Annotated in this window: 20 protein-coding genes; 8 read left to right on the forward strand and 12 right to left on the reverse strand. The window is 41.8% G+C overall.

What is annotated here, in order from left to right:
- Positions 1-968: 968 nt before the first annotated feature.
- The 5 genes from serA to V7K44_RS18700 all read left to right on the forward strand — a co-directional run bounded on the left by serA (position 969) and on the right by V7K44_RS18700 (position 6,026).
- Positions 969-2,549: a phosphoglycerate dehydrogenase gene (gene serA, locus V7K44_RS18680; RefSeq protein WP_334933411.1), complete on the forward strand. Its 1,581-nt coding sequence runs from the start codon at positions 969-971 to the stop codon at positions 2,547-2,549.
- Positions 2,550-2,714: 165 nt separating this feature from the next.
- Positions 2,715-3,635, forward strand: coding sequence for a 50S ribosomal protein L11 methyltransferase (gene prmA / locus V7K44_RS18685; RefSeq protein ID WP_334933412.1), 921 nt, complete (start codon positions 2,715-2,717; stop codon positions 3,633-3,635).
- A 112-nt stretch (positions 3,636-3,747) separates the two neighbouring features.
- Complete coding sequence (locus V7K44_RS18690; RefSeq protein ID WP_334933413.1) at positions 3,748-5,010, forward strand: hypothetical protein; 1,263 nt, start codon at positions 3,748-3,750, stop codon at positions 5,008-5,010.
- A gap of 303 nt (positions 5,011-5,313) precedes the next feature.
- Positions 5,314-5,583, forward strand: a complete 270-nt coding sequence (locus V7K44_RS18695; protein ID WP_334933428.1) for a hypothetical protein — start codon at positions 5,314-5,316, stop codon at positions 5,581-5,583.
- Complete coding sequence (locus V7K44_RS18700) at positions 5,583-6,026, forward strand: type II toxin-antitoxin system VapC family toxin (RefSeq protein WP_334933414.1); 444 nt, start codon at positions 5,583-5,585, stop codon at positions 6,024-6,026. The genes V7K44_RS18695 and V7K44_RS18700 overlap by 1 nt, the downstream gene beginning before the upstream one ends.
- Before the next feature lie 30 nt (positions 6,027-6,056).
- On the opposite strand, the gene V7K44_RS18705 is transcribed toward V7K44_RS18700, so the two are convergent.
- The 4 genes from V7K44_RS18705 to V7K44_RS18720 all read right to left on the reverse strand — a co-directional run bounded on the left by V7K44_RS18705 (position 6,057) and on the right by V7K44_RS18720 (position 11,403).
- Positions 6,057-7,256 (reverse strand): DUF4159 domain-containing protein, encoded by a 1,200-nt coding sequence (locus V7K44_RS18705; protein WP_334933415.1) that lies wholly within the window; start codon positions 7,254-7,256, stop codon positions 6,057-6,059.
- Positions 7,257-7,426: 170 nt separating this feature from the next.
- Entirely contained in the window at positions 7,427-8,458 is a 1,032-nt protein-coding gene (locus tag V7K44_RS18710; protein ID WP_334933416.1) for a phage tail protein, read from the reverse strand.
- A gap of 99 nt (positions 8,459-8,557) precedes the next feature.
- A complete protein-coding gene (locus tag V7K44_RS18715) occupies positions 8,558-10,756 on the reverse strand; it encodes a putative baseplate assembly protein (RefSeq protein WP_334933417.1) in 2,199 nt (732 codons plus the stop codon).
- A 233-nt stretch (positions 10,757-10,989) separates the two neighbouring features.
- Complete coding sequence (locus V7K44_RS18720; protein ID WP_334933418.1) at positions 10,990-11,403, reverse strand: GPW/gp25 family protein; 414 nt, start codon at positions 11,401-11,403, stop codon at positions 10,990-10,992.
- 288 nt (positions 11,404-11,691) lie between these two features.
- On the opposite strand from V7K44_RS18720, the gene V7K44_RS18725 reads away from it, so the two are divergent.
- The gene (locus tag V7K44_RS18725) at positions 11,692-12,174 is read left to right on the forward strand and encodes a GNAT family N-acetyltransferase (RefSeq protein WP_334933419.1); all 483 of its coding nucleotides are present in this window, start codon (positions 11,692-11,694) and stop codon (positions 12,172-12,174) included.
- A gap of 132 nt (positions 12,175-12,306) precedes the next feature.
- Here V7K44_RS18725 and V7K44_RS18730 read toward each other — a convergent pair whose 3' ends face one another.
- The 6 genes from V7K44_RS18730 to V7K44_RS18755 form a co-directional block, all read right to left on the reverse strand.
- Positions 12,307-12,804, reverse strand: a complete 498-nt coding sequence (locus tag V7K44_RS18730) for a PAAR domain-containing protein (RefSeq protein ID WP_334933420.1) — start codon at positions 12,802-12,804, stop codon at positions 12,307-12,309.
- Between the two features lie 78 nt (positions 12,805-12,882).
- Positions 12,883-14,616 carry a VgrG-related protein gene (locus tag V7K44_RS18735; protein WP_334933421.1) on the reverse strand — a complete coding sequence of 578 codons (1,734 nt, stop codon included), beginning with the start codon at positions 14,614-14,616 and terminating at the stop codon, positions 12,883-12,885.
- Positions 14,617-14,691: 75 nt separating this feature from the next.
- Positions 14,692-15,255 (reverse strand): CIS tube protein, encoded by a 564-nt coding sequence (locus V7K44_RS18740; RefSeq protein WP_334933422.1) that lies wholly within the window; start codon positions 15,253-15,255, stop codon positions 14,692-14,694.
- A 38-nt stretch (positions 15,256-15,293) separates the two neighbouring features.
- On the reverse strand, positions 15,294-18,389 hold the full coding sequence (locus V7K44_RS18745) for a hypothetical protein (RefSeq protein ID WP_334933423.1): 3,096 nt from the start codon (positions 18,387-18,389) through the stop codon (positions 15,294-15,296).
- A gap of 23 nt (positions 18,390-18,412) precedes the next feature.
- Complete coding sequence (locus tag V7K44_RS18750) at positions 18,413-18,937, reverse strand: phage tail protein (protein ID WP_094350961.1); 525 nt, start codon at positions 18,935-18,937, stop codon at positions 18,413-18,415.
- A complete protein-coding gene (locus V7K44_RS18755; protein WP_094350960.1) occupies positions 18,937-19,176 on the reverse strand; it encodes a hypothetical protein in 240 nt (79 codons plus the stop codon). Before V7K44_RS18755 ends, V7K44_RS18750 begins: the two co-directional genes overlap by 1 nt.
- A 197-nt stretch (positions 19,177-19,373) precedes the next feature.
- On the opposite strand from V7K44_RS18755, the gene V7K44_RS18760 reads away from it, so the two are divergent.
- Together V7K44_RS18760 and V7K44_RS18765 are read left to right on the forward strand one after the other, a co-directional pair.
- Positions 19,374-20,879, forward strand: a complete 1,506-nt coding sequence (locus V7K44_RS18760) for an eCIS core domain-containing protein (RefSeq protein WP_334933424.1) — start codon at positions 19,374-19,376, stop codon at positions 20,877-20,879.
- Positions 20,880-21,078: 199 nt separating this feature from the next.
- Positions 21,079-21,900, forward strand: coding sequence for an eCIS core domain-containing protein (locus V7K44_RS18765; RefSeq protein WP_334933425.1), 822 nt, complete (start codon positions 21,079-21,081; stop codon positions 21,898-21,900).
- On the opposite strand, the gene V7K44_RS18770 is transcribed toward V7K44_RS18765, so the two are convergent.
- A complete protein-coding gene (locus V7K44_RS18770) occupies positions 21,868-22,845 on the reverse strand; it encodes a LysR family transcriptional regulator (RefSeq protein ID WP_334933426.1) in 978 nt (325 codons plus the stop codon). The two genes, V7K44_RS18765 and V7K44_RS18770, sit on opposite strands and share 33 nt — an antisense overlap.
- 231 nt (positions 22,846-23,076) lie before the next feature.
- The coding region (locus tag V7K44_RS18775; protein WP_334933427.1) for a WGxxGxxG-CTERM domain-containing protein at positions 23,077-23,449 on the reverse strand (373 nt) is incomplete at its 5' end.

Below are 23,449 nucleotides of genomic sequence, written 5' to 3' on the forward strand. Positions count from 1 at the left end.
CTTTAATCAAACAATGGCTAAACCTTTTAAGTGGACATATAAGGGCAAAGTTTTGGCTATTTAATGGTCTGCTTATTTACGCCGTTCTGTACTAGGCATTTGTTGTTGTTTATTATCGCTAACCTTACTGAAAAAATATTACAAGATTATTGACATATTTTTATCTGCAATCTGCCTTGATTAAGTTGAATCTTTAGGAATAAAAAAATCAAAACTGCTATTTCCAGAGATAGATACGATCCTGGTTGCTTCAAGCTTTTGGAAGTAAACATTTTTAGTTTTAGCTTCAATATTATTGAATGATTTAAAAGATGATTTTAATTAATTGAGCTTTATTCATCTTCAAGAGAACATCAAACTTCCCAGAAAGCTTTCACGAGTTCCTTAGATTGAACAAATATTTTATGTTAAGATAGCGGATTGACCAGAAAGCTAACTCTGGTAATATGCGATACAAACAAATCAAAAGCCGATCGGTTGGTGAATTTAAACGCCTGTTTGGGATAAAAGTTGCAATATTTTGCTTTGACTAAGGGATACCACTTGTGGTATTTAAAAATAGCTAAGATTTGATAGATATAATAGTTACTCGCTCGTTTTGTGGTTGTCTATAGCATTGCCCGATCTAAAGTTGCAGCCCAGTCAAGAATACAGGCATTTTTACCCCACTCAGAAAGTTGCTTCAGCCGATAAAATTTTGGTAACTCTTAACTATTAATAAATATATCGGTGCTTAGTGCTATTCATGCTTTATATTTAGCGACAGGATGATGCAAATAGCCACTCACCTTCAAATACTTAGGAGGCAGTATCCACCAGAAGCAACTCATGCTTTGATACCACCACCAGATAGTGTAAGTTAAGGTTAAGTCGATATTCAAACGAATAATTTTTGCTGAATTGCGACAGATAAAGACTAAACTAAAAAGTCTTGTGCAGCAAAACCTGTAGCTTTAAATGAAGTAATCATGTCTAAGGTTCTTGTCTCTGATTCGATTGACCAAGCTGGAATTGACATTCTTTCGCAAGTTGCAACCGTTGATGTCAAACTAGGTCTAAAACCAGCGGAACTGATCGCAATTATTGGTGAGTATGACGCGCTGATGATTCGCTCTGGTACGCGTGTCACTCAAGAAATCATTGATGCCGGCACCCAGCTAAAAATCATCGGTCGTGCTGGTGTGGGTGTGGATAATGTGGATGTTCCCGCTGCCACACGCCGGGGAATTGTGGTAGTCAATTCTCCAGAGGGAAATACAATTGCTGCTGCTGAACACGCGCTAGCAATGATTTTGGCTTTGTCTCGCCACATCCCCGATGCTAACGCTTCGGTGAAACGCGGCGCATGGGATCGCAATAGCTTTGTCGGCGCGGAAGTCTACAAAAAAACTCTCGGTGTTGTCGGTTTGGGTAAAATTGGCTCCCATGTTGCTGCTGTAGCTAAGACAATGGGGATGAAACTCCTAGCTTATGACCCATTTATTTCTACAGACCGAGCCGAACAACTTGGATGTCAATTAGTGGAGCTAGATTTACTTTTCCAGCAAGCTGACTATATCACCCTCCACATCCCAAAAACCCCAGAAACTACCCACTTAATCAATGCCACAACCTTGGCAAAAATGAAACCCACAGCCCGGATTATCAACTGCGCTCGTGGTGGGATCATTGATGAAGTAGCTTTAGCGGCAGCTCTAAAAGCGGGTAAAATTGGTGGTGCAGCCTTGGATGTGTTCGAGTCAGAACCACTGGGTGAATCGGAATTGCGATCGCTAGGTAAGGAAGTTATCCTCACCCCCCACTTAGGAGCCTCAACCGCAGAAGCTCAAGTGAATGTGGCTATTGATGTTGCCGAACAAATTCGGGATGTACTTTTAGGACTACCAGCGCGTTCAGCCGTAAACATTCCCGGACTCGGCCCCGATGTGTTGGAAGAACTCAAACCCTACATGCAACTAGCAGAAACTCTCGGTAATCTGGTAGGACAACTAGCTGGCGGACGGGTAGAAGTACTCAATATTCGACTGCAAGGGGAACTCGCGACTAACAAAAGTCAGCCTTTAATCGTCGCTGCCCTCAAAGGACTACTTTATCAAGCTTTGCGGGAACGAGTAAATTACGTAAATGCCAACATAGAAGCCAAGGAACGCGGAATTCGGGTGATTGAAACCCGCGATGCTTCCATTCGAGACTATGCCGGAACGCTGCATCTAGAAGCCACGGGTACTTTAGGTACTCATTCTGTCACAGGTGCTTTGTTGGGTGAGCGGGAAATCCACCTCACCGATGTTGACGGTTTCCCGATTAACGTCCCACCCAGCAAATATATGTTGTTTACCCTGCACCGCGATATGCCAGGGATTATCGGCAAACTTGGTTCCCTACTCGGCAGTTTTAATGTGAATATTGCCAGTATGCAAGTAGGTCGTAAAATCGTTCGTGGTGATGCCGTAATGGCTCTGAGTATAGATGACCCTTTACCAGAGGGCATTTTGGATGAAATTATAAAAGTCCCTGGTATTCGGGACGCGTATACAGTAACACTATGAGTGCTGAGTGCTGAGTAACGAGTGCTGAGTCAAGAAAAGTTAGGAGTTTAAAAGTTAAAAACTCCTAACTCCTAACTCCTAACTCCTAACTCCTAACTCCCTCAAACTCAGCACTCACCACTCAGCACGGGCTGAACGCCCCGCTAGCGCTAACAGCACTCAAAAATGGCAAACACTTGGTGGGAACTGAATATTTTATGTGAGCCAGACCTAGAAGAATCGATCTTTTGGCGACTGGAAGATTTTGGCTGTCGTGGTACAGCTAGTGAAAATAAAGGAAACTCATCTTTAGTAAGAGCTTATCTGCCGACAATTCAAACGCAGCTACTAGATTTGGCTGCGCTATCGTTGTGGCTGCGTCAAGATGCTCTTTGTGTAGGAGTTCCATCTCCCTCACTGCAATGGCAGTTAATTGACGAGGAAGATTGGGCGACTAGCTGGAAACAATATTGGCATCCGCAAGAAATAGGCGATCGCTTCCTAATCAACCCCGCGTGGCTACCATTACCAGAAACAACAGAACGGTTAGTAATTCGTCTCGATCCTGGTGTAGCATTTGGTACGGGCAACCATGCCACGACTCAACTATGTTTGGAATCCCTGGAAATGCGGCTAAGTGGAGTTTCGCAGTCGTTTGTGGGTAATAGTGGCAAACACGAACATCTAGTCATTGCGGATATTGGCTGTGGTTCTGGTATCCTTTCCATTGGGGCGCTGCTACTGGGAGCAGAGAAAGTCTATGCAGTAGATAATGACCCTTTGGCGGTGCAATCAACTATCAGTAATGGTGCCCTGAACGATATTAATCCAGAACGTTTACTACCAGCACTGGGGAGTGTAGACGTTTTGACAAAACTGCTTGAAAATCCAGTGGATGGTATTGTTTGCAATATTTTGGCTCATGTAATTATTGAATTAATTCCAGAAATGAGTGCGATCGCTAAACCTGAAACTTGGGCGATCTTCAGTGGAATTTTACTAGAACAATCTAAAGCTGTTGCTGACGCTTTAGAAGAAAATGGTTGGGTTGTCGCTACCCTGTGGAAACGCAAAGAATGGTGTTGCTTGAATGTACGGCGTTCTTAAGCCAGTATAAATTATTGCAATCCGCAGATCCCCGACTTCTTTAAGAAGTCGGGGATATTTAAGTAAGTGACATAATATATAGATTACCCACTATTGACTTTTAAAACTAGCGATGAAAGAACGGCTACAAATTCACAAAAAAGCTGACTCATCCGCTTATTCGTCAAAGCAAAGTCAGTTGCAATCGCATTTATTAAATACTTACTCTAAACTTGGCTCCAACAAGCCTATAGTACAGGCGAAGGTAGAAAATCAGAAATTTCAACAATATCAGTTTGAGGCAACGAAACTCCAAATACAAGCCAAGCATGGCACGATCGCGCCAGAGGGACAAGAGCGACTCACTGTCTTGCAAACAAAGATGAATGAGTCGTTGCAGCAAGGGAAGGAACACTCTTCGCAGTTTGGTCATAACTTGAGCAAAATGGCGATAAAACGTGCTGATAGCGTGTCAATAGGAGAAATACAGCCAAAACTGACTATTGGTCAATCAGGAGATCGATATGAGCAAGAGGCGGATAGTGTGGCTACTTCTGTAGTCAACCAAATTAATAGAGCTGCTTTGGAAAACCAAGACGCAGGCGTTAAAAACGAACAAGCAAAGTCTGAAGAAATATTAGCAGCAAATAACTCAGCAGATAAAAAACAAAAATTTTTACAAGAATATTCGCTAGCCAAAACACTAGTCAATGGCATAGATGACACATTACCACAAGATAAAATACTGGAACAACTTTTCAAAAACTTTGTAAATATCCAATTTCAATACACAATGGTGAGTAAGAGTCCAGAAACGCTCTTAAAAGGCTCTCCAGAAGGAGATTGTCAGACATTAGCCCGTACTTTTAAAAAAGTTGCAGAAGAATATTTTGGGATTGAAAAAATAACAATTGAAAGTATCGCTAAACCTTTTTTGAGTGAAGCTGGAGTAACCCCATACCAAGGGAAAAAGCCTAACTGTGATGACGGAAAACGATGGTTTTTCCAAAACCATTATTGGGCTAGCTGGAATGGGAAAATTTACGATGTTTTATTCCTCAGCAATAAACGAACCGAAGCTGATATGGCAAAACAGGTGCAACCACTCACATCAATGTTGATGCCTGAACAAGAGTACTATGAAACAGAAAAAGGAAAAATTGTATATCCTATTGTCAATAAATACTCCACTGTCGAGGTTTCGATTTTTGAAAAACTGAAAAACTTTGTTAATAATCTCGGTCAGTTTTTATCCAACAGTATGAGTGCGATAATCAATAAAATTCGGTCTTTATTTGCCCAAAGCGGAAACAATACCAGTGGTTTTGATTCTCTAATGAGAGAACTTGAACACGAAAAAAATAATCCTGCGATCGCAAACAACCAAACTCAATAATTCCAACTTGATATTGTAGGGTGGAAATTGCTCAAAAATGTTGGCATTATTTCAATATAATTCAAAGCAATGTCCAAACTACTAACTGTCACCGCTTCCTTTGGATAATCAAGTGCGTAGGTTTACACTTCGACCCAACTCTTGGAGACGGTACGCGTAGCTTGCTTCCCCGTAGGGGTACGACAAAGCTCAGGGCAACCCAAGCTCTGTTACCACCGCAGGTATCGCTATCTTTGGTTTCAGAAATAATGGTGCGAAATAATGCAGAATCAAGATATCCACAATCAATCTTCCAGTACCCCCATGACCACTATTAAGGAACAACTCATTGCTGCGATCGAAACCGCTCCAGAATCGATTCTAGAGGAAACTCTCGACTATCTCGAATACCTCAAAACCAGAAAAAATGGCTCTGGTATTAAACCAGCAAGTGCCATTATCCAAGATGGGGAACCAATACTGCGTGGCTCCAAAGCTAAAGATTTGCTGAAATTTGCTGGTATCTGGCAAGGTGAGGACTCTGAAAAATGTCTCCAGTCTGTTTATGACACCCGCTCGCAAACTGAATTCTGATGTATCTGCTTGACACTAATCACTGTAGTCGCATCATCTTCGGTGAACCCAATCTCATCCAACAGCTACAAGCCCGTAGCGAAACGGGCGTTGGCACCAGTGTCATTGTCTGTGGGGAACTACTTTATATGGCAGCCAAATCTGAGCAAAAAGCCGCCAACCTCGAACGGATTAAGGCTTTTCTAAACACTATCGACCTTTACCCCATTAATCTACCAATCTCAGACATTTACGGCGATCTCAAAGGCACACTTGTCAACGCATTTGGCCCTAAAGAGAAAGCCGAGCGACGAAAATTCAACATACAGACTCTGGGCTTTGGGGATAACGACCTTTGGATAGCAGCTACTGCAATTCACTACAACCTCACAGTAATCTCAACGGACAATGATTTCCAACGTATTCACCAAGTTCGCCCTTTCGCTTTAGAGTCTTGGGTTTGAACAGCAATATCCAGCTTACTAAATTGCCTTTCACCACTGTCCTGAATTATCTTCTTGTTGCAACCCAATTAACTGTCGCCGCTTCCAAGCATAGTGAAGAATATTAATCCCTAATTCCTGAGCTGTCCGAATAGTCAATCTAGGTAAACTCAAATCTCTATCCAGCCCCCAAGCAGTTGCTAAATCTCCAATTGCTAAAATAATTCCTCCACCAATTAACAATTTAATCTGCTGTTGATTAACCATTGGCAAGGCGGCAAATAAGAAAGGTTTTGTCCTTAAAGGATGACTCCGTTGCAATTCTTCTAAAGGTCTTAAAGGACTTTCTAACTGTTGTGCCAAAGCTTGAGTACTCTCAATCAAAGGATTTGCATTTGTTGGCGCATCAACTAGAAGCACACCACCTAAATTTAAATAATTTCTGAGCGATTCAAATTCGAGACTATTTAAAGATATAGCCTGTCCACCTGTGAGATAAAGGATATCATAGTCTTGGGTGTTTTCTGCTAAAGAAACCTGACCTGGTTCATCAGCCCCCCGCAAACTTGGGTACAGGGGTTCTACTGCTTGTAATAAATATGAAAGGCTGAAAAAATTACGCGCACATTCTGGATCGCTATGAGTCGCCTGCGCCATACATACAAGTGCTTGAGGACGCATTTGTGCCTGACGACGATAACGCAAATCAATATTATTATATCCAGGGAAAAAAGCATCCGCAGGTTGGGTAATTTCTGTATTTCCTGGTTGCAGAAGTATCCGACATATTTCTATTTCTGAACTGGCTGGTGTAGAGTTTATTTGGTCAATTCGATAAGTTTCTTGAACAATATCTCTTTGCTGTCCGCGCCGCAATTCATCAGGATCTACATAGCTAACTACTAAGTAAATCATGAGCGGTTCAGAACTTACTACTTCTAAATCAATCGGAAAATCATAAGAAGTTGGTACAACAATTAGATTACCTGCTAAATCAATTGCAATCCCAGGTTGAATTTGTACCCAACGTCCATCTCGATATCTAGCTTCAACTTGGCTTGGGGCAGTCACATCTCGCACGCCTAAACCGCAGACAATTCCTGGTTGATTTAAACTTTGATATTGAGCATTTTGCCGATTACGGTGATATTCATGGGCTGTGCGCCAACGTTCCGCATTGATTAGTAAGCCGTCTGCGGCTTGCAAGCGTTCAAAGGATTTAATTGGTGGTGGTGGGAAAGGATGGGACATAGTAATTTTAGATTTTAGATTTTAGATTTTAGATTTTGGATTAATAGTCTGTTTAATTTTACTTACAGGATAAATCGTGTATTTGAACCACATCTTTCGTAGTAGAGCAAGGACTTGCGCACCTATCGCGTCGCGTGCCCTATTTACCTGCAAATGTAATTCCGAATTATTTAATTAGTGGGATTTTCGATAGATAATTCATAGGTACAAAAAGCTGGTTTTTCTTGTTCTATGATTCTTTGAATAAGTTCTTCGTTGATAACGCCACTAGAAATATTTGAACGCAAACGCACTATAAAATGATATGGTTGTCCACCGGCTAAAACTGCATTTCCTAATTGTGCATCTCCTATAATGAAACTTGGGCCAAAAGGTTCTGTAATACTAATATGTTTATCAGCTTCATTAGGTAAATCTTCATCTAGCGGTAAACCTGTATAAAGATGCAAGTAGAGACGCAATCCTTTACGAGTTCCTCGCCAGCGATAGAGTTCTACGGCTCGGCTAATTAAACGCCGTTGTTGCTGGAGATCCCAAACAGAATCTATTTGCCAAGCAACCCAATGAGCCATAAAGGGTAGTAATGCTTGTGGTGCTGTCAAGGGATCGAGGTTTGCCCACATGACGTTGTAACTATTAACTATTGGTTGAAAAGCTTGCTCAAATATCTTCATGAAGCGACCAATAAAGTCCACTTCCCGATACAAAATTGGCAAGAATTCCATGTAGGCAGTGTAGGGACGGATGTATAAATCGAAATATTCGCTTCTCTGTATTTGTTCGTTGTCTGTGCCTGGGTCTATATGTAGAGTAATTAGGCTGCGAAAATTGAGTGTTAGTTTGTCTTTTTTTCCAGAGGAAATTGCTTCTTGGTCTTCAAAAAATGTGTCGGGAATTGAGAAGTAGAGAACAGCATCCATTTGTCCACGTGGCGGTATCTCACTGCCTTCTGTGCCAATCTGACACCACTGCAACGGGAAGTTTCCTTCAACGCTTAAGCTTACCCGCAAAGGACGTTGTTCTAAGTTTTGCACCTGCACAATCATCTCGCCGGGATGTCCAGGATGCAAGAGCAAACTACGTCCAGCTACATCGATGTTTTCTGCATTTGCAAATGCTAAACCTGCCACAGGTAAAGCTTCAGGAATTTGCATTGGCGTTAATTGAATGCTTACAGCTGGACTAGAGCGACTTTGAACCATAGGATTGGGGATTGGGGGTAGAAGAGGCAGGGGGGCAGGGGAGCAGGGGAGGCAGGGGAGAAAATAATTCCTGACCAATAACAAATGACAAATGACAAATTACGAATTACGAATTATTTGGATGTCGTGATTTGAACGCAGATTTGTATCAGCCCAAGAACATATCAAACCTTCTGAGCCTGGATCGATCAATTGTTCTGGGGATGGTTGTCGTCGCCAATTTTCTCCTTGCTTGCGGATGGGAAACAGCAAGACGGGGCCTAAATGACGCACGCCTGGGGTTTGTTGCAGTAATGCGACAATATCTGATGTATAAACTGGTCGCCCAAATGGCCAACCTTTGCCGTCGATTCCTCCAGTTAAGGGATTTAAATATTTATATAGCGATCGCCTTAAATTCCGACGAATTTCTTCGCTGGCAAAAGGATTATTGTATGCTGGCTCTAGAGCAACTTCTGTCTGTACCGAAACACCTACGTAATTCGGTTCTTGTAACTCTACTTGTACCCCTAATAAGCGTCTTTCATCTAAGTAAGTCAAAATTTGCTCTTGCAGGGCATTACTGAGGGCAAAATCTTCTGGTGTCATGCCATTGCCTTGAGCGATCGCATCTGTATTTGCATAAGGAACTACCAGTAAACTAACTATACCAGCTTGTCTACGAGAATTTGCTGGCAAGCACCGGACGCGAGCGATCGCACCAGCACCCGCCTGTTGAGTTAAAACTTCAAAATCTTCAGCAGTGACGGCGCGATCGCGTGTGCGGAGGATGCGGGGAGCCTTCATCACAGCCTGTTCTAGAGACTCGGCATCCGCACCATTAATTGCTGGTACACGATTAATCACGCTAGCAATGTATGGATATGCAGACTTCAAAAACTGAATTGCCCCAGTTTGAACATTGCCTTCTCTACCACCGCCTGTACGATAACTAACCATCCTAATCTCTGAACCACGGGGAGGAATCGCCCCATACTGGTGTTCAGATTGGTTATTTTCCAGAACTTGTACAGATGTGTCATCTAATGATGGTTGCTGAATTCGCGTCCGTACCTGAGTATGCTGTTTAAGTTGGCTAGGTTCTCGAATCAGCGGCCCGAATTGGATTGTACCAGTGATCGAATCGATGGTGTAATGGAAATTATGCGGCCCAGAATCAGCAAAATCTCTCACCTCAGTCCACTTTTGAGGCAAACCACCCGCAGGAGTAACTAAAATATACTCATTTTCTCGGCGTTCTAAAATTGGTGCTGTTTGTAACTGGAAACTTTGACCGGGTGTACCATCACTAATTCCCAATCGCTCATCTTGAATCAGCGTACTGTGACTAGCCCTAACAGTACCGCCAATTGACTGCACTGCTAAACCAATAATTCGTGGTGGACGATTGTAACCAGTTTCATTGGTTTCCGTGGAAACAAAGCTACAGCGCAGCCAGCGACCTCGGTAAGAGGTAAAATTAGCCACAGGCCAAATCTGCGGTAGATGCAAACGTACCTCTGCTCCTTGAGAGGGGTTTCCACCCTGTTGGGCCATTTCATAAAAACTGAAGCCGCGAGTCTTATCATCTGACTCTTGTAATAAAACTGGCTGCCAATTTTCCCCATCCCAGGCTTCCCATCTTCGGGGTGGTTGATTGGGGTTAATCCCAGCAGGAGTAGCCGCAGCTCCTTGGAAAATAATTTCTAAAACATTAGCATCTATTGGATCGTCAGAATTTATTGCTAAATAAAAGCAGTTACCAGGCTGGGGTTCCTCTTCAAAAATCGGTTGTTCATTACCTGTCCAGTAACCGTTAGATTGACGAGTCCAGGAAGTTGTGACTCTTTCGCGCAGAGATTGGGGAATATCTTCGGTGGTTTGGGCAGTTAAGAAATGTTGGATGCGGGGTTTGCCGATAATTAGAGGAGAATCTGTGCTGAAGGTAATCGCTTCTGTAGTTTCAGTGCGGATAGTTGAGGCTTCTAATCCGGCTGGAATTGTGTAGGCTTCAGGTAGTGCAGCGCTTAAATAAAAAGTTAATTCTGTACGGGCTGGGGCGGGAGGCTGAAGACGAATACCTAGTAATTCTAAAAAAGCAACATAATTTTTTCGGGGTACTTGGTTGAATCTGAGCAACATCTGGTCAGTTAACCAAGCAAATAACTCAATGAGCGTGATTCCTGGGTCGCTGAGGTTGTGGTCAGTCCATTCTGGACAGTAGCGAGGAATACGCATGATACATTCTTGCACCAAATCATCAAAGGCGCGATCGTCTAAGTTAGAAGAAGGTAATTTCGGTAAAAAGTCAAAGTTCATACCAATTAAAAAAAGAATGTAACAGATACAAGCTTAGAAACCCAGACAAAATTTAGCTTTCTCAGGACTTACGCAAGAACCCTCTAAAACTCTTATTCCTTTGTGTCCTTTGCGTCCTTCTCTAACGAGACGCTGCACGTAGCTTGCTTCCCCGAAGGGGTATGCGGTTCGTTTTATCATGATTTTGCGTAAGTCCTATTTCTGAATTTTTAATTTTCAATTTTTAATTCGTATCACGATTCCTCCCCAGCTGAAACCAAATAATAAGGATAAACAAAACTATAAATATCGGGACTGTCTTTAAGTCGATAATTGATGATGATGTCCACTCTGCCACGCACAGGGTCAGGATCGGTGACAACTTCATCGATAATAATGCGTGGTTCCCAAACTTCTAAAGCTTCCAAGACATAAAGACGAATTCGCAGTAGGGTATCGCTATTTAAAGGTGCAAACGCCAGTTCCGACAAACGTGAACCAAAAGTAGGTCGGTAAAGCCGCTCACCTACTCCCGTGCGGAGGATAATCCAAATCGATTCTTTAACTTTTTTATCTTCACGGCTAAGTTGTATCCCGCCTTGCACACTTAAATGCAGTGGATAAGCCCAACCTGTTCCCAAATAGGCTCGTTCACGACCATAAACCATATCTGGCACTTAGACAGTTGTACATGGATATCTTCAAAGATATCGGCACAGAAGGTTTAAGCCTATTCGCCAAAGGTCGAGGATGAAGAGGCGGGGAGCAGAGGGACAGTGCAGTTGAAGGTTCTGAAGTGGACTGACTGAGGGAATTCATTTACTCCCTTTCCTGCTAGTATCTTTTCAGGATTGGAATTAGTTTTTTTAATTCAAATCAACTATTCAAAACTAGGGTTGTCGGCAGCCACTTACCAGGAACATTATGCCAACATTTAAAGAGTAAAGAATTAATAGATGATTGAAATTGTTGAAGCAAACCTGAGTATGCCTGCTCATGCGGATGCTATGGTTCAATTAATGGATCAGTATGCGCTCGATCCGATGGGTGGTGGTAAAGGTCTATCCGACTACGTTAAAGCAAATCTCTCAGCAGAGCTTGCAAAGAGAAAAGCGGCTCATGTAATTCTTGCGTTTGTCGATGCTGAACCCGCAGGGCTTGTTGTCTGTTTAGAAGGATTCTCTACGTTTGCGTGTAAGCCATTACTTAATGTTCACGATGTCATCGTTGCTTTACCCTACCGTGGTAGAGGCTTGTCCAAACTGCTGCTACAGAAAGCGGAGGAGATAGCATTTGATTTGGGCTGCTGCAAACTCACCCTAGAGGTACTGGAAGGAAACCATGTTGCCCAGTCAGCATACAAGGCGTTCGGATTCAGTGGCTATGAGCTAAATCCACAGATGGGCAAGGCATTATTCTGGGAGAAGAAATTAGGATAGGTGACTGATGGATCAAAAAGTTCTTAAAGCAGATTGATATGATTAATTGCTATTTGCACTACGTTATCAATCCTGACAAAATTTCGGATAAAGTTTCAATTATTCCCTACCTCACCTCCTCTAGTTCTCCAATCAACCGCCAATGAGAACAGTAAAATCGCCTTTGATAATTTTATTCGGTGGCCCTAATGCTTCTATAATAGTGTCGCCCATCCGAGAGGCAGGCAGATTGTTAATCAGCACAGTCTGACTACCGTCAATCACAACCCCAGGGCCGTGAGGAGGTAAGGGTAAAGGTGTGGCGCAATTATGAATATCAGCACCAGCGGCAGCAGCTGCGATCGCACTACCCATCGTAGCAGCAGATGTTGCCTTTGTAGTTTGTTCGGTAGCTAAAGCAGCAGGTGCGCCAGGCGTACCTGCGGCCGCCAGGGTAGCAGCCTCAGCCACTTGAATAGCTGTATCAGAAACTTGTTTTGCCGATTGCAAACCCGGTACTGCTGCGGCAAGCACGCCCCGCCACGCAGGTAAAGACCCAATCAACACATTAGGACTACCCGGCCCTCCTGTTAAAACTGGCGGTAAAGGATGCGCCACATTATCAGTAATTCTTGCTGCCGGTTTACCCATCACAACCTCCTATAGTCTTTTTAATTAACTGTTTCGCCGAAAATTACGAATTACGAATTACGAATTACGAATTACGAATTAGTTAAGGCGAATCATCGCACCTTTAACTGTAATCACCCCGTTGGCTGAAATGTCTATATTTCCAGCAGCATCTAATGACATATTACCTGTTGATTTCACCGAGACAGATTTAGCCATATCGTCCATTTTGATTCTATGGCCGCCTTTAGTTTCAATCTCTATGCAGCTTTGACTATCATTGAGATATATTTTATGACCGTCTTTAGTTTCTACGCGAATACCTGTTTTACTAGTTCCTTTATCCTCTTCAACAAACTGTAGAACATGACCGACACGAGTTTTAATAGTGCGTAATCTTACACCACCTGTAACTGAATCACCCACTTTTTCCGGTGGTGCATCCTTCCCGTTCCATACCCCACCAATGACGTAGGGACGGTGGATATCGCCATGTTCAAAACCTACCAAAACTTCATCGTTTACCTCTGGTAAACAGTCAAAGCCTCTGTTTTGACCTGCTCCCACAGCGACAACTCTCGCCCAGTCACTTGTATGATCTTCTGTGAGAGTGGGAAACTTGACTTTCACCCTGCCCATTTTCTCTGGGTCTTTATTATCAGTCACAATTCCGACTAATAAAGTCTCAGATGGCTGTAGACGTTTTTCTGGGGATAGAGTTGTGAATAAGTTACCAGAACGTAGTCCCCGCACGCTAAAATCAGTTTCATAAATGCGCTGATTGAAGAAATGGCGGGTTTCTGTAACATAATACTTACCACTATAGCGATCGCCCATACCCTGAAGATTAATAACCCGTCCAGGACGAATCTCAGGATTCCCTTCTGCTTTGGCATCTGCATAAACAAATTCTCCTCCTAGTTCATCACACAAAGCCTGAGCCATCGTCTCTGCTTGTTTTTTGCTGGCAACAGGTTTATCTACAACAATCATTTTGGGAGATTTAAGATTAGAAAATGCATTACTAGTACTACTTCCTAGCTGATTACCTGTCTCGGTTATTTGCTTTTCTTTCTTGGCTGTTCCACTAATCAATTGTTTCTGGGTATAGTCCCAGGCGCGTACTTCTACAGAACTTATTTGTTCAGCACTGGTAACACGGGTACTAAATTTATTAATATCAACTAGCCATTTTAGTGATAAAGCTTCCTGACTTTTTGGTTTGCAAAAATTTAGCTTTTCCTCTGTAATAAATAACTCAAAACCAATGCGAGCAGCCCTTTCTCGCAAAAACTCCATATTAGTTTGATTTTCTTGGAAGACATACTTATGAACTTCACCAGTTGCCTCTATATTGCCAAGTTTTATACCTACTTCTTTAATTATTTGCTTGACTATATCGCTATCAGTTTTATTTAAAAAAGAGCGATTATAACGACCTCTGTGCAGACGATGAGAAATATCATAACCGCGAACAATGATATCAGCTTCAGATTTTTCATTAAAGTGAACTTCCATCGCTGTAATTTCGCCTTCAATGAGGAATTCTCCTACCTCCTCTTGAAAGTTATTATCTAGAGTAGTACTCGAAGTAAAACCTAACTTTACTTTTTTCCCAATTTTAAATAAAGGCTCGTGTCGCCAAGCTTTGTTTTCTGGTCGGTCAGATGCGGGAATATAGCTGTTATGGATTACTAGCGTAAACATTGCTGGTAAATGAAGGCTTTCTTCGATTGTGATTTGCAACAAATCCTTCATTAATTCAGGAGAAGCCTGTTTTCCATCTATCTGTATTTTAGGTTCGCTTAAATAAAGGCTTTGTTTAGCAGGCATAACTATTATTTTATAACTTATGAAATGTTAAGAGCAGCTTTTGATGACAAAGTAAATACTAATTTATCACTTTATTTATTTTGTCTTACTCAGTGTTTGTCCCTTTTGATCTCCCTCACGAGCATTGCCTGTAGAAGCAGATTCACGTCCTCCAGGAAGGTTATTCTTATCTACTTCTTGCAAGGCTATATCTACTAATGCCCTGACTGGTGTACCATCACTCAAGAACATATTCAAAGTGTAAGTTAAACTTGTGATTACACAATAAAAATACTCATTTCCCCATGTAAATATATAAACAGGTGGTCGTTTATCAGTTACTTTGCTGATAGTTTCTACACCTTTCTTAACTTTATCTATATATTTTGTCATCACCGACTCTTTTGTTTCATAAGTATCATAAAGTAACTGTTTGAGCGTGAATTTGTAAGGTTCAACGCCAGAAAAGTTGACTTTCGGAAGTAGAGTAGTTCCTCTATTACCATCCTTACTTTCCCATTTAACAGTGCGAGCGAAAGTAATATCTGTAGGATTAAACATTAATTCAATATCTGGCGCTTCACCGTTATAAGCTACAAGTTTGGCTTTCTCAAGCTGCGGTTGACGTTTTTGAATAACAATAATTGCTGGACTTGCCATTTGAGTATTTCTCCAAAAATTAATTATTGAATACAAATTTACCAAGGTAATCTACCAGAGGAACCACCATGACGTTCTCGCTCAATTTCTATCCGTTGTCGTAATCTGCTATAAACTTCACGAGCTAGAGCTTCAAGATCGGCTGTATCATCTTTATCATCTTCTTGAGAAAATGAAGATGCGCTCTCTATAGTTTCGGTTACTGGTACTATTTCTCTAGATATGTCGGGTAGAGTAACTTCTCCAGCATTAGCAAAGCCTCTAGGTGAAGGAAGATGTTTAGCAAAAAGTTGTGGTGATTCTGAAGCATGAGAAAGTTCATAATTTTGGCTATTAGATTCTCCATCATTAAAATTAAAGCTAGTGAATTCATCATCATTTCCATTTAGTAAATCTTCCACACTTGACCATTGAGAAGGTGTATTTGACCATTGGGAAGATGTATTAGTGGTGGAATTTGTTTTTCGGAAAATTAGGGGAGGCGATGAGTATTGAGGTGAAGTTTCATCCACATCACTTGTTTCATTGTGAAGGGTATGAATCTCTGGAGAATTGAGAATCGAAAGTTTCTGTTTACTAATATTCAACCCCAAGGAAGAAGGAATTAAATAATTCGATATCTCAGGTAAATCAGCCTCAGCGCTTTTTAGCTGTAATGAAGTGTCTGAAAAAGAATCGACTTTAGTCGGAGTCTCTGGAAAAATTGTTTCTTCTGGCTCTGTAGGATTGGGTGTCTGTAAACTTGGAAGGATAATATCGTGCGGTGTTCCACCAGTGTTGATGTGATGTAGTAGGGGTAGATTCTTCTGTGCATCCCTGGTATTAATCACAAACTCCCCAGGTGTAAGCATTGCAGGTATTGTATCCGAGGGTGCTATCTGCTGACGATTTTCAACGTGGGAGTCTATGACATGACCACCAGTAGCATAACCTTTAGGTGCTGGCAAATTTTCTGCGATCGCATTTTGCTTAACTTGAGGTAAATACATTACCTCATTTTGTGGGGAGTTGGGATTATCTGAGGTATCAACAAAGGTTGATATTTCAGGATTTTCTTCTTTTTTTACCGCAGAGGTAAATTCTGATTCTACTATTTGTTCATTGTCAATAATTTCCCTGAAAATAATCGCAGTTTCACCAATCTCTGATGATGTAGGAGTAATTATTGGTGTTTCAACAATCTCAGATGATGTGGCGGTAAGTGGTGCGATCGCAGTTTCACCAATTTCAGGCGATGTGGCGATAATTATTGGTGTTTCACCAATCTCAGATGATATGGCGGTAAGTGGTGCGATCGCAGTTTCACCAATTTCAGACGATGTGGCGCTAACTACTGGTGTTTCACCAATTTCAGGTAGTGTGGCGGTAATTATTGGTGTTTCACCAATTTTAGGTGATGTGGCGAAAAGTGGTGCGATCGCAGTTTCACTAATCTCTGATGATGTAGGAGTAATTATTGGTGTTTCAACAATCTCAGATGATGTGGTGAAAAGTGGTGCGATCGCAGTTTCACTAATCTCTGATGATGTAGGAGTAATTGTTGGTGTTCCAACAATCTCAGGTGATGTGGCGGTAAGTGGTGCGATCGCAGTTTCACCAATTTCAGGTTGTGTGGCGATAATTGTTGGTGTTTCAACAATTTCAGATGATGTGGCGGTAAGTGATGCGATCGCAGTTTCACTAATCTCTGATGATGTAGGAGTAATTATTGATATTTCACCAATCTCAGATGATGTGGTGAAAAGTGGTGCGATCGCAGTTTCAAAATTCTCAGGCGATGTGGCGCTAACTACTGGTGTTTCACCAATTTCAGATGATATGGCGGAAAGTGGTGCGATCGCAGTTTCACTAATCTCTGATGATGTAGGAGTAATTATTGGTGTTTCACCAATTTCAGGTGATGTAGCCAGAAGTGATGCGATCGCAGTTTCACTAATCTCTGATGATGTAGGAGTAATTATTGGTGTTTCACCAATTTCAGGTGATGTAGCCAGAAGTGATGCGATCGCAGTTTCAACAATCTCAGGTAATGTAGGAGTAATTGTTGGTATTTCAACAATCTTAGGTGGTACTAAAATGGGCTGACTTTCTGTAAACTCGCTATTAGTACTCTCAAGATAGTTATCACGTTGCAGTGAAGTCAGATTTGCTGAGATATCTGAGACATTAACCACCATAGCAGACTCTGACTCTGAAATTACTAACGCTTCATTATTATCAGAGTTTCTGAATAAATTAGGTATGTCTTCAATATCGGCTGAGGTAGGTGTTAACTCAATAGGTATATTCGCTGGAGATTTGCTTGAAACATTGGAATCAATTTCTTGTTGTAGTACAATAGGATGTTTTGCAACTGAAGACTCAGAATTAGGTACAGCAATATGCTCTAATACAGTATTTTCATCATTCACCAAAGGATGGATTAAAGTAGTTGTATTATCAAGATCAAGTGAGGTAAGTGCTGACGGCAAACCTAGATAATTATCAACGACAGCATTATCCAGTTGCAATGTGGGTATTTCCAAATTAGCCTCAACAGACAGAGACTCATCTGATGTTAATAAGCTATTTTCATTACTATTAATATTAACATCGCTTTGAACACTATTCTTAGCCACAGATGATTTGACTGCTTTTTTAGATTTGGATTTGGATTTGGATTTGGATTTTTCCTCAAGTGGCTTTTGAGATTTATTTATTTTTTTTGATTTAGATTTACTTTTAATATTTAGTTGTGGCGAGATATCATCACTCGGTTTTTTATCAATCTGATTTGGCAGTATCTTTGGAATAATATCTTTTACTATTTCACTAGTATTAATATGACTATTTTTGGGTAGAGCTATTGAATCAAAAAAATCAGATCCCACTAATGGTAAATCACTATTTATATCTTGATTATCCCAAATATCCCAACTTATTAATGGTTGTATTGATGGTTCATGTTCGCGAGATAAGAAAAATTCAGAGGATGTAACTAATGGTAGTTGAGTTTGTATGGGACTAAGAAAATTACTTCGTGAATGCAGAGAATGAGACTGTTTTCTCAATATCATTTTATCAGGAGTAGATAAAGATGATATTACCCCAAGGGGATGAATATTGTTTCCTAGTGGAGATTGAATAATTTGCATAGTTATCGTTGAAAAATAGCCAATTAGCTAGAAACGAAATATCCACTTTTTTGATTTCGTTGTACAGAAGTGCCTCCTCCTGTAGACCTTGCAACTTGTAAGCCTTCATAAGCTAAAGTTAATTCTTCAATGGCAACAGCCTTACCATCTGCTTGGAGTGCAGGTGTTTTCCAGGTTATAGGAATAGCACCAATCAAAGTCCAACTCATCATCGTTTCACCGGCTTGATTGAAAATTAAAATATTGACATTGCGTCGAGATGTTTTCTTTTGTTCATCAAAAACTGCATTCATCCAGTTCCAAAAACCTGGATGGTCGGTAACTCCACGTTTAAGAGTGATGTCTGCAAATTCTGTATGACCTAAATAAATTCTTTGTTGGTCGTTGACACCACCTTCCTGAAACACATTTTTCTTAATTTGAATACTTAATCCTGTACACTCCGCAAAAGATGCAGCAATAGAACTGTCTATTTCTACATAGAAACGATTAGTAGTAACATAATTTAATTCGTGAGTAATGTTGCCGTTATTAGCGCCTGTAGCCATCACAACCACCTTTGAGAATTATAATTACCTAGCCTTTCACGCTGCGATCGCAGGTCTTCTAGTAAAAGTTTATATACGCGTTCTGTGAGTTCGTTCAGCAGCAGTGAGTCGTTGAGATATTTACTTGCCGTTTTAGCCGCCTTGCTAGCATTAGAAGTCACTGAAACCCCGGCGTATCCAGCAGCACCGCCAACATCTCCATCGAATGTAAAAAAATTTTGTTGCTGATTTGAATCCATAAATAAAAAAACTCTCCCTAAATCCAGGCTAAAGGTACTGCATCAGAATCAAAAGTAGCCAAAAGTCGAACTTAAGTTTTTACCTAAATTTAGATTAGACTTTCGACAAATTGTGTTGTGAGTGCGATCGCAGTACTCTAGATGTTGGTAACAGTAAAATATTGATCTAGCCACTGCTTGGGCATCTGGAGAAGAAAATGAGAGAACACATCAGCCGGCAGAAAAAAACTACTACAGGCTTCTCTATTCCATCCCTGAAACAACCGATACACGGCTTTGGTTTGGAGTCATCGGCAATTTCACGCCAAGCACTTCCTAAAATACAACCACTCCATAAACCACTTACTCACGATATCAGTCGCATACCACTGCGTACCCAAGCAAAACTCTCAATTAGCCAGCCTGGAGACATTTACGAACAGGAAGCTGATAGCGTAGCACAGCAGGTAATGCAAAGAATGGCGCAACCTGTAAATCGCCAGTCTATTCAACGAGAAGCATTGCCAGAGTCAGAAGAATTGCAGATGAAACCTCTGGCGAATTCCATCACTCCTTTGGTGCAACGGCAGGAAGTGCCAGAGGATGAGGAAGAATTACAGATGAAATTTCTGGACAATAGCACGCTGCAACGAGAAGCATTGCCAGAGGATAAGGAAGAATTACAGATGAAGCCGATGGTACAGCGTCAGGCTAAGGCTGGGATGCCTAGTGTGCCAGACCTGGAAGCGTCCATTAACCAAGCTAGAGCTGGTGGACAGTCAATGGTGGATAATATCCGCGAACCGATGGAACAGGCGTTTGGTGCAGATTTCAGTGGGGTAAAGATTCACATAGATGGTCAGTCTGACCAGTTGAATCGGTCAATTCAGGCGCGTGCTTTCACGACGGGACAGGATGTGTTCTTTCGGCAAGGGGAATATAATCCAGGGAGTGAAGAGGGACAGGAGTTGTTAGCGCATGAGTTGACTCATGTGGTGCAGCAGGGTGGAAAAACTATGCTACAAAAACGGGATTACAACCCTAATCCTGTACCTGCTGCGGAAATAGCGCTGACGGCTCATCACGTTATTCCACATAGCAATTTAGAGAAATATAAAGACAATGCCATTGCTAAAGAATTCATTCCTAATAAAGATAAGGTCACTCTTGAGCAGCTAGTTAATATCCACTTACTTCCCAAACTTGATGATATTCGTGGGTGGGGACAAGATTATTCTAAACATGGTGCGATGACGGCAAAAGATTTTCTTAGTGATACCAAAATCCGAAACACCTCTAAAGATGAGAAAAAAGACTATGGGAAAGTCCTTACAGCTATAAACAAAATTGACGAAGCAAAAACAGAAAAAAAACGTAATACCGATCTAAATCAATCGGAAAAAGAAGAAATTACTGGTTCCTTCTTTTTGTGGAGTCCTGCCAATATTTTTATCGGTCCCTCGCCCCAACTTCGAGATTGGGACCCTGGCAGCGACGGTCTTGACACTGATGCTCAATATTTCCTTGCTCAGGATCAGTATGCCTTGTTGAATCAGACTTATGAATTGATGCAGCAACAAGGCGAGGATAAGACTATTTTGAAAAACTTTAGCAAGCTTGCTACTAATTACAACAAAGTGACTTCCTACGAGCCTCAAAAATGGCGGAAAATTAAGCCATCGAATAAATATTGTCCATCAGACAGAGACCCCAGAGCTTATTAGTAGCTATTGTAGGTTTAGTTGAAGAACTAAACTCAACAAACCAGCAGTGTTTTAAAATGGTGAAAGAAACAACCCTAAAAAAGTCCCTTGAATAAAATTTAGACTTTCGATGAATTGTATTTAGAAGTGCGATCGCTGTAGTCTAGATGTTAGTAACAAAATATTCATCCACCTAGTGCTTGGGCATGAGGAGAAAGAAATGAGAGAACGCATAGTCCAGCCCAAAAAAGCAACCACTGCTTCCTTCTCAATACCTGCACTTAAACAACCGACGCGTGGTTTTGGTTTAGATTCCCCTAGTGCTTCGTCCCAAGCAGTTCCATCGGTGCAACCCTTCAAAAAACCACTAATGCATGACATTAGTCGTATATCATTACGTCCCCAAACAAAACTCACTGTTAACCAGCCAGGAGATGTTTACGAGCAGGAAGCTGATAAAGTAGCACAGCAGGTGATGCAGACGATGAGTGAGCCTGTTAGTAAACAGTCTGTGCAACGGGAAGCATTACCAGAGGAAGACGAAGAATTACAAATGAAATCTCTGGCAGATACCAATATTTCGCTGCAACGGGAAGCCTTACCAGAGGAAGAAGAAGAATTACAAATGAAATCTCTGGCAGATACCAATATTTCGCTGCAACGGGAAGCCTTACCAGAGGAAGAAGAAGAATTACAAATGAAATCTCTGGCAGATACCAATATTTCGCTGCAACGTCAGGGTGGTGGCGTTGCAGCCACATCTGATCTGGAAACTTCAATCCAACAGGAACGGGGAAGTGGACAGCCACTCTCAGACAATATCCGGCAACCAATGGAGCAAGCTTTTGGAACTGACTTCAGCGCTGTCAAAATCCACACAGATAACCGCTCTGACCAACTCAATCAATCCATCCAAGCTCGTGCTTTTACCACAGGGCAGGATATCTTCTTCCGTCAGGGAGAATATGCTCCAGAGAGTCATGGAGGGAAGGAATTACTTGCCCATGAATTAACTCACGTTGTCCAGCAAAATGGCAGGTGACGAAACCGATCGCTGCTGGTCAATTTGCAGTGGAATATTTTCCCGCACTAGTTGCCAAAAATGCTTGATGGGGGGAATTTGCAGACGGTCTTGAGTTGTCACCATAACTACCCGACGAGTCAAACTCGAACCATCTGCTAAACCACCAGTATTATTGCTGGCTAAAGAACGAATCGCCAGCGTAGGGTCAAGACGAGCTTCTAGTAATGCTGATTGAGGTAGCAAAGCTATCAATTTCCCTTGGCGTACGACTCCCCGGAAGGCATCTAGGGTATTTACCTCTAAAGCCGACTGGAGTGTAGCTTCCATGCGCTCAAATCTGTCTTGTATTAAGCGTTGCATCCCATAACCATCTTTAAAAACCACTTGGGGATAACGAATTAGCTCCGACCAAGGGATGAATTCATATTCTGCCAGGGGATGATAGGCTGCGGTTAAAACTTCTATAGGTTCATCGTAAAGTACTTCTACCACCATTTCTCTACTGGTGGTTAAAAAGCGATTATTCATCACAATTGCTAAATCTACCAATCCATCTTTGAGGACTTTGAGGGCGCGATCGCTCCCCAATGAAGTCACTCGCAATTGCACATCTGGATAATCATGACAAAATTTTTGCAACACTGGTGGTAAGTAAGATCCACATAGGGAGTGAATCACGGCAACGCAAAGTTCTGGTTGCTTTCCAGCGATTAAATCAGCTAATTCTTCTGTAGCAGTCTGCCACTCCTGGCAAATTTTGCGGACGCGGGGTAACAAACGTTCACCTCCTAGCGTTAGCTTGGCATGAGTGCTTCTGTGAAACAGTTCTATCCCCAAATCTGCTTCTAATGCTTGGATTTGGCGACTAATCGTCGATTGGGTAACACCAGATGTTCGCGCTGCTTGTTGAAAGCTGCCGGTTTGGGCGATCGCTAGAAAGGCTTGCAACTGCTCTAGGCGCATTTTTATGTAGCCTGAATTACATTTATCAGTTTTATTAAGTTAACGGATTTTTATCCACAATTTAGTATAGTTTGTTACAGCTATTTTTCTATGATTTACATTTAAGTAAATCAGATTTGACCGCCTTTGTCCTGAATGATGCGCTTTGCACCGATTTTTTCGGTAAATTTCGCCAAAAAAAATAATAGAGGGCACAAACGAAATTTGTGCCCTCCTAAAGTGTGGTGAATACTATTTTCTAGAGCGAGAACCTGCTACTTCATCAGGATCGCTATAAGCCCGGACTTTTTCGCGATTACGAGCTAGTCCAGCTAAACCAGCTAAACCTAGCAAACCTAGCCAACCAAAATTGAAACCGCGATCGCTAGGTCTTTCGGAAGTTACGACGCCTGTATTCCTGTTAGTACCTGTGGCATCAGTGCCCGTGCCTGTGGTATCAGTACCTGTTGTGCCAGTGCCTGTGGTATCAGTACCTGTTGAGCCAGTACCTGTTGTTCCAGTGCCTGAGTCAGTACCTGTTGTTCCAGTGCTTGAGCCAGTACCTGTTGTTCCAGTGCTTGAGCCAGTACCTGTTGTTCCAGTGCTTGAGCCAGTACCTGTTGTT

This window comes from Nostoc sp. (assembly GCF_036917235.1).
Taxonomy (GTDB): Bacteria; Cyanobacteriota; Cyanobacteriia; order Cyanobacteriales; family Nostocaceae; genus Nostoc.

What these genes read in the sequence shown, in the direction of transcription:
- serA (WP_334933411.1), top strand. Translation starts at nt 969, where the DNA reads ATGTCTAAGGTTCTTGTCTCTGATTCGATTGACCAAGCTGGAATTGAC.
- prmA (WP_334933412.1), top strand. Translation starts at nt 2,715, where the DNA reads ATGGCAAACACTTGGTGGGAACTGAATATTTTATGTGAGCCAGACCTA.
- V7K44_RS18690 (WP_334933413.1), top strand. Translation starts at nt 3,748, where the DNA reads ATGAAAGAACGGCTACAAATTCACAAAAAAGCTGACTCATCCGCTTAT.
- V7K44_RS18695 (WP_334933428.1), top strand. Translation starts at nt 5,314, where the DNA reads ATGACCACTATTAAGGAACAACTCATTGCTGCGATCGAAACCGCTCCA.
- V7K44_RS18700 (WP_334933414.1), top strand. Translation starts at nt 5,583, where the DNA reads ATGTATCTGCTTGACACTAATCACTGTAGTCGCATCATCTTCGGTGAA.
- V7K44_RS18705 (WP_334933415.1), bottom strand. Translation starts at nt 7,256, where the DNA reads ATGTCCCATCCTTTCCCACCACCACCAATTAAATCCTTTGAACGCTTG.
- V7K44_RS18710 (WP_334933416.1), bottom strand. Translation starts at nt 8,458, where the DNA reads ATGGTTCAAAGTCGCTCTAGTCCAGCTGTAAGCATTCAATTAACGCCA.
- V7K44_RS18715 (WP_334933417.1), bottom strand. Translation starts at nt 10,756, where the DNA reads ATGAACTTTGACTTTTTACCGAAATTACCTTCTTCTAACTTAGACGAT.
- V7K44_RS18720 (WP_334933418.1), bottom strand. Translation starts at nt 11,403, where the DNA reads ATGGTTTATGGTCGTGAACGAGCCTATTTGGGAACAGGTTGGGCTTAT.
- V7K44_RS18725 (WP_334933419.1), top strand. Translation starts at nt 11,692, where the DNA reads ATGATTGAAATTGTTGAAGCAAACCTGAGTATGCCTGCTCATGCGGAT.
- V7K44_RS18730 (WP_334933420.1), bottom strand. Translation starts at nt 12,804, where the DNA reads ATGGGTAAACCGGCAGCAAGAATTACTGATAATGTGGCGCATCCTTTA.
- V7K44_RS18735 (WP_334933421.1), bottom strand. Translation starts at nt 14,616, where the DNA reads ATGCCTGCTAAACAAAGCCTTTATTTAAGCGAACCTAAAATACAGATA.
- V7K44_RS18740 (WP_334933422.1), bottom strand. Translation starts at nt 15,255, where the DNA reads ATGGCAAGTCCAGCAATTATTGTTATTCAAAAACGTCAACCGCAGCTT.
- V7K44_RS18745 (WP_334933423.1), bottom strand. Translation starts at nt 18,389, where the DNA reads ATGCAAATTATTCAATCTCCACTAGGAAACAATATTCATCCCCTTGGG.
- V7K44_RS18750 (WP_094350961.1), bottom strand. Translation starts at nt 18,937, where the DNA reads ATGGCTACAGGCGCTAATAACGGCAACATTACTCACGAATTAAATTAT.
- V7K44_RS18755 (WP_094350960.1), bottom strand. Translation starts at nt 19,176, where the DNA reads ATGGATTCAAATCAGCAACAAAATTTTTTTACATTCGATGGAGATGTT.
- V7K44_RS18760 (WP_334933424.1), top strand. Translation starts at nt 19,374, where the DNA reads ATGAGAGAACACATCAGCCGGCAGAAAAAAACTACTACAGGCTTCTCT.
- V7K44_RS18765 (WP_334933425.1), top strand. Translation starts at nt 21,079, where the DNA reads ATGAGAGAACGCATAGTCCAGCCCAAAAAAGCAACCACTGCTTCCTTC.
- V7K44_RS18770 (WP_334933426.1), bottom strand. Translation starts at nt 22,845, where the DNA reads ATGCGCCTAGAGCAGTTGCAAGCCTTTCTAGCGATCGCCCAAACCGGC.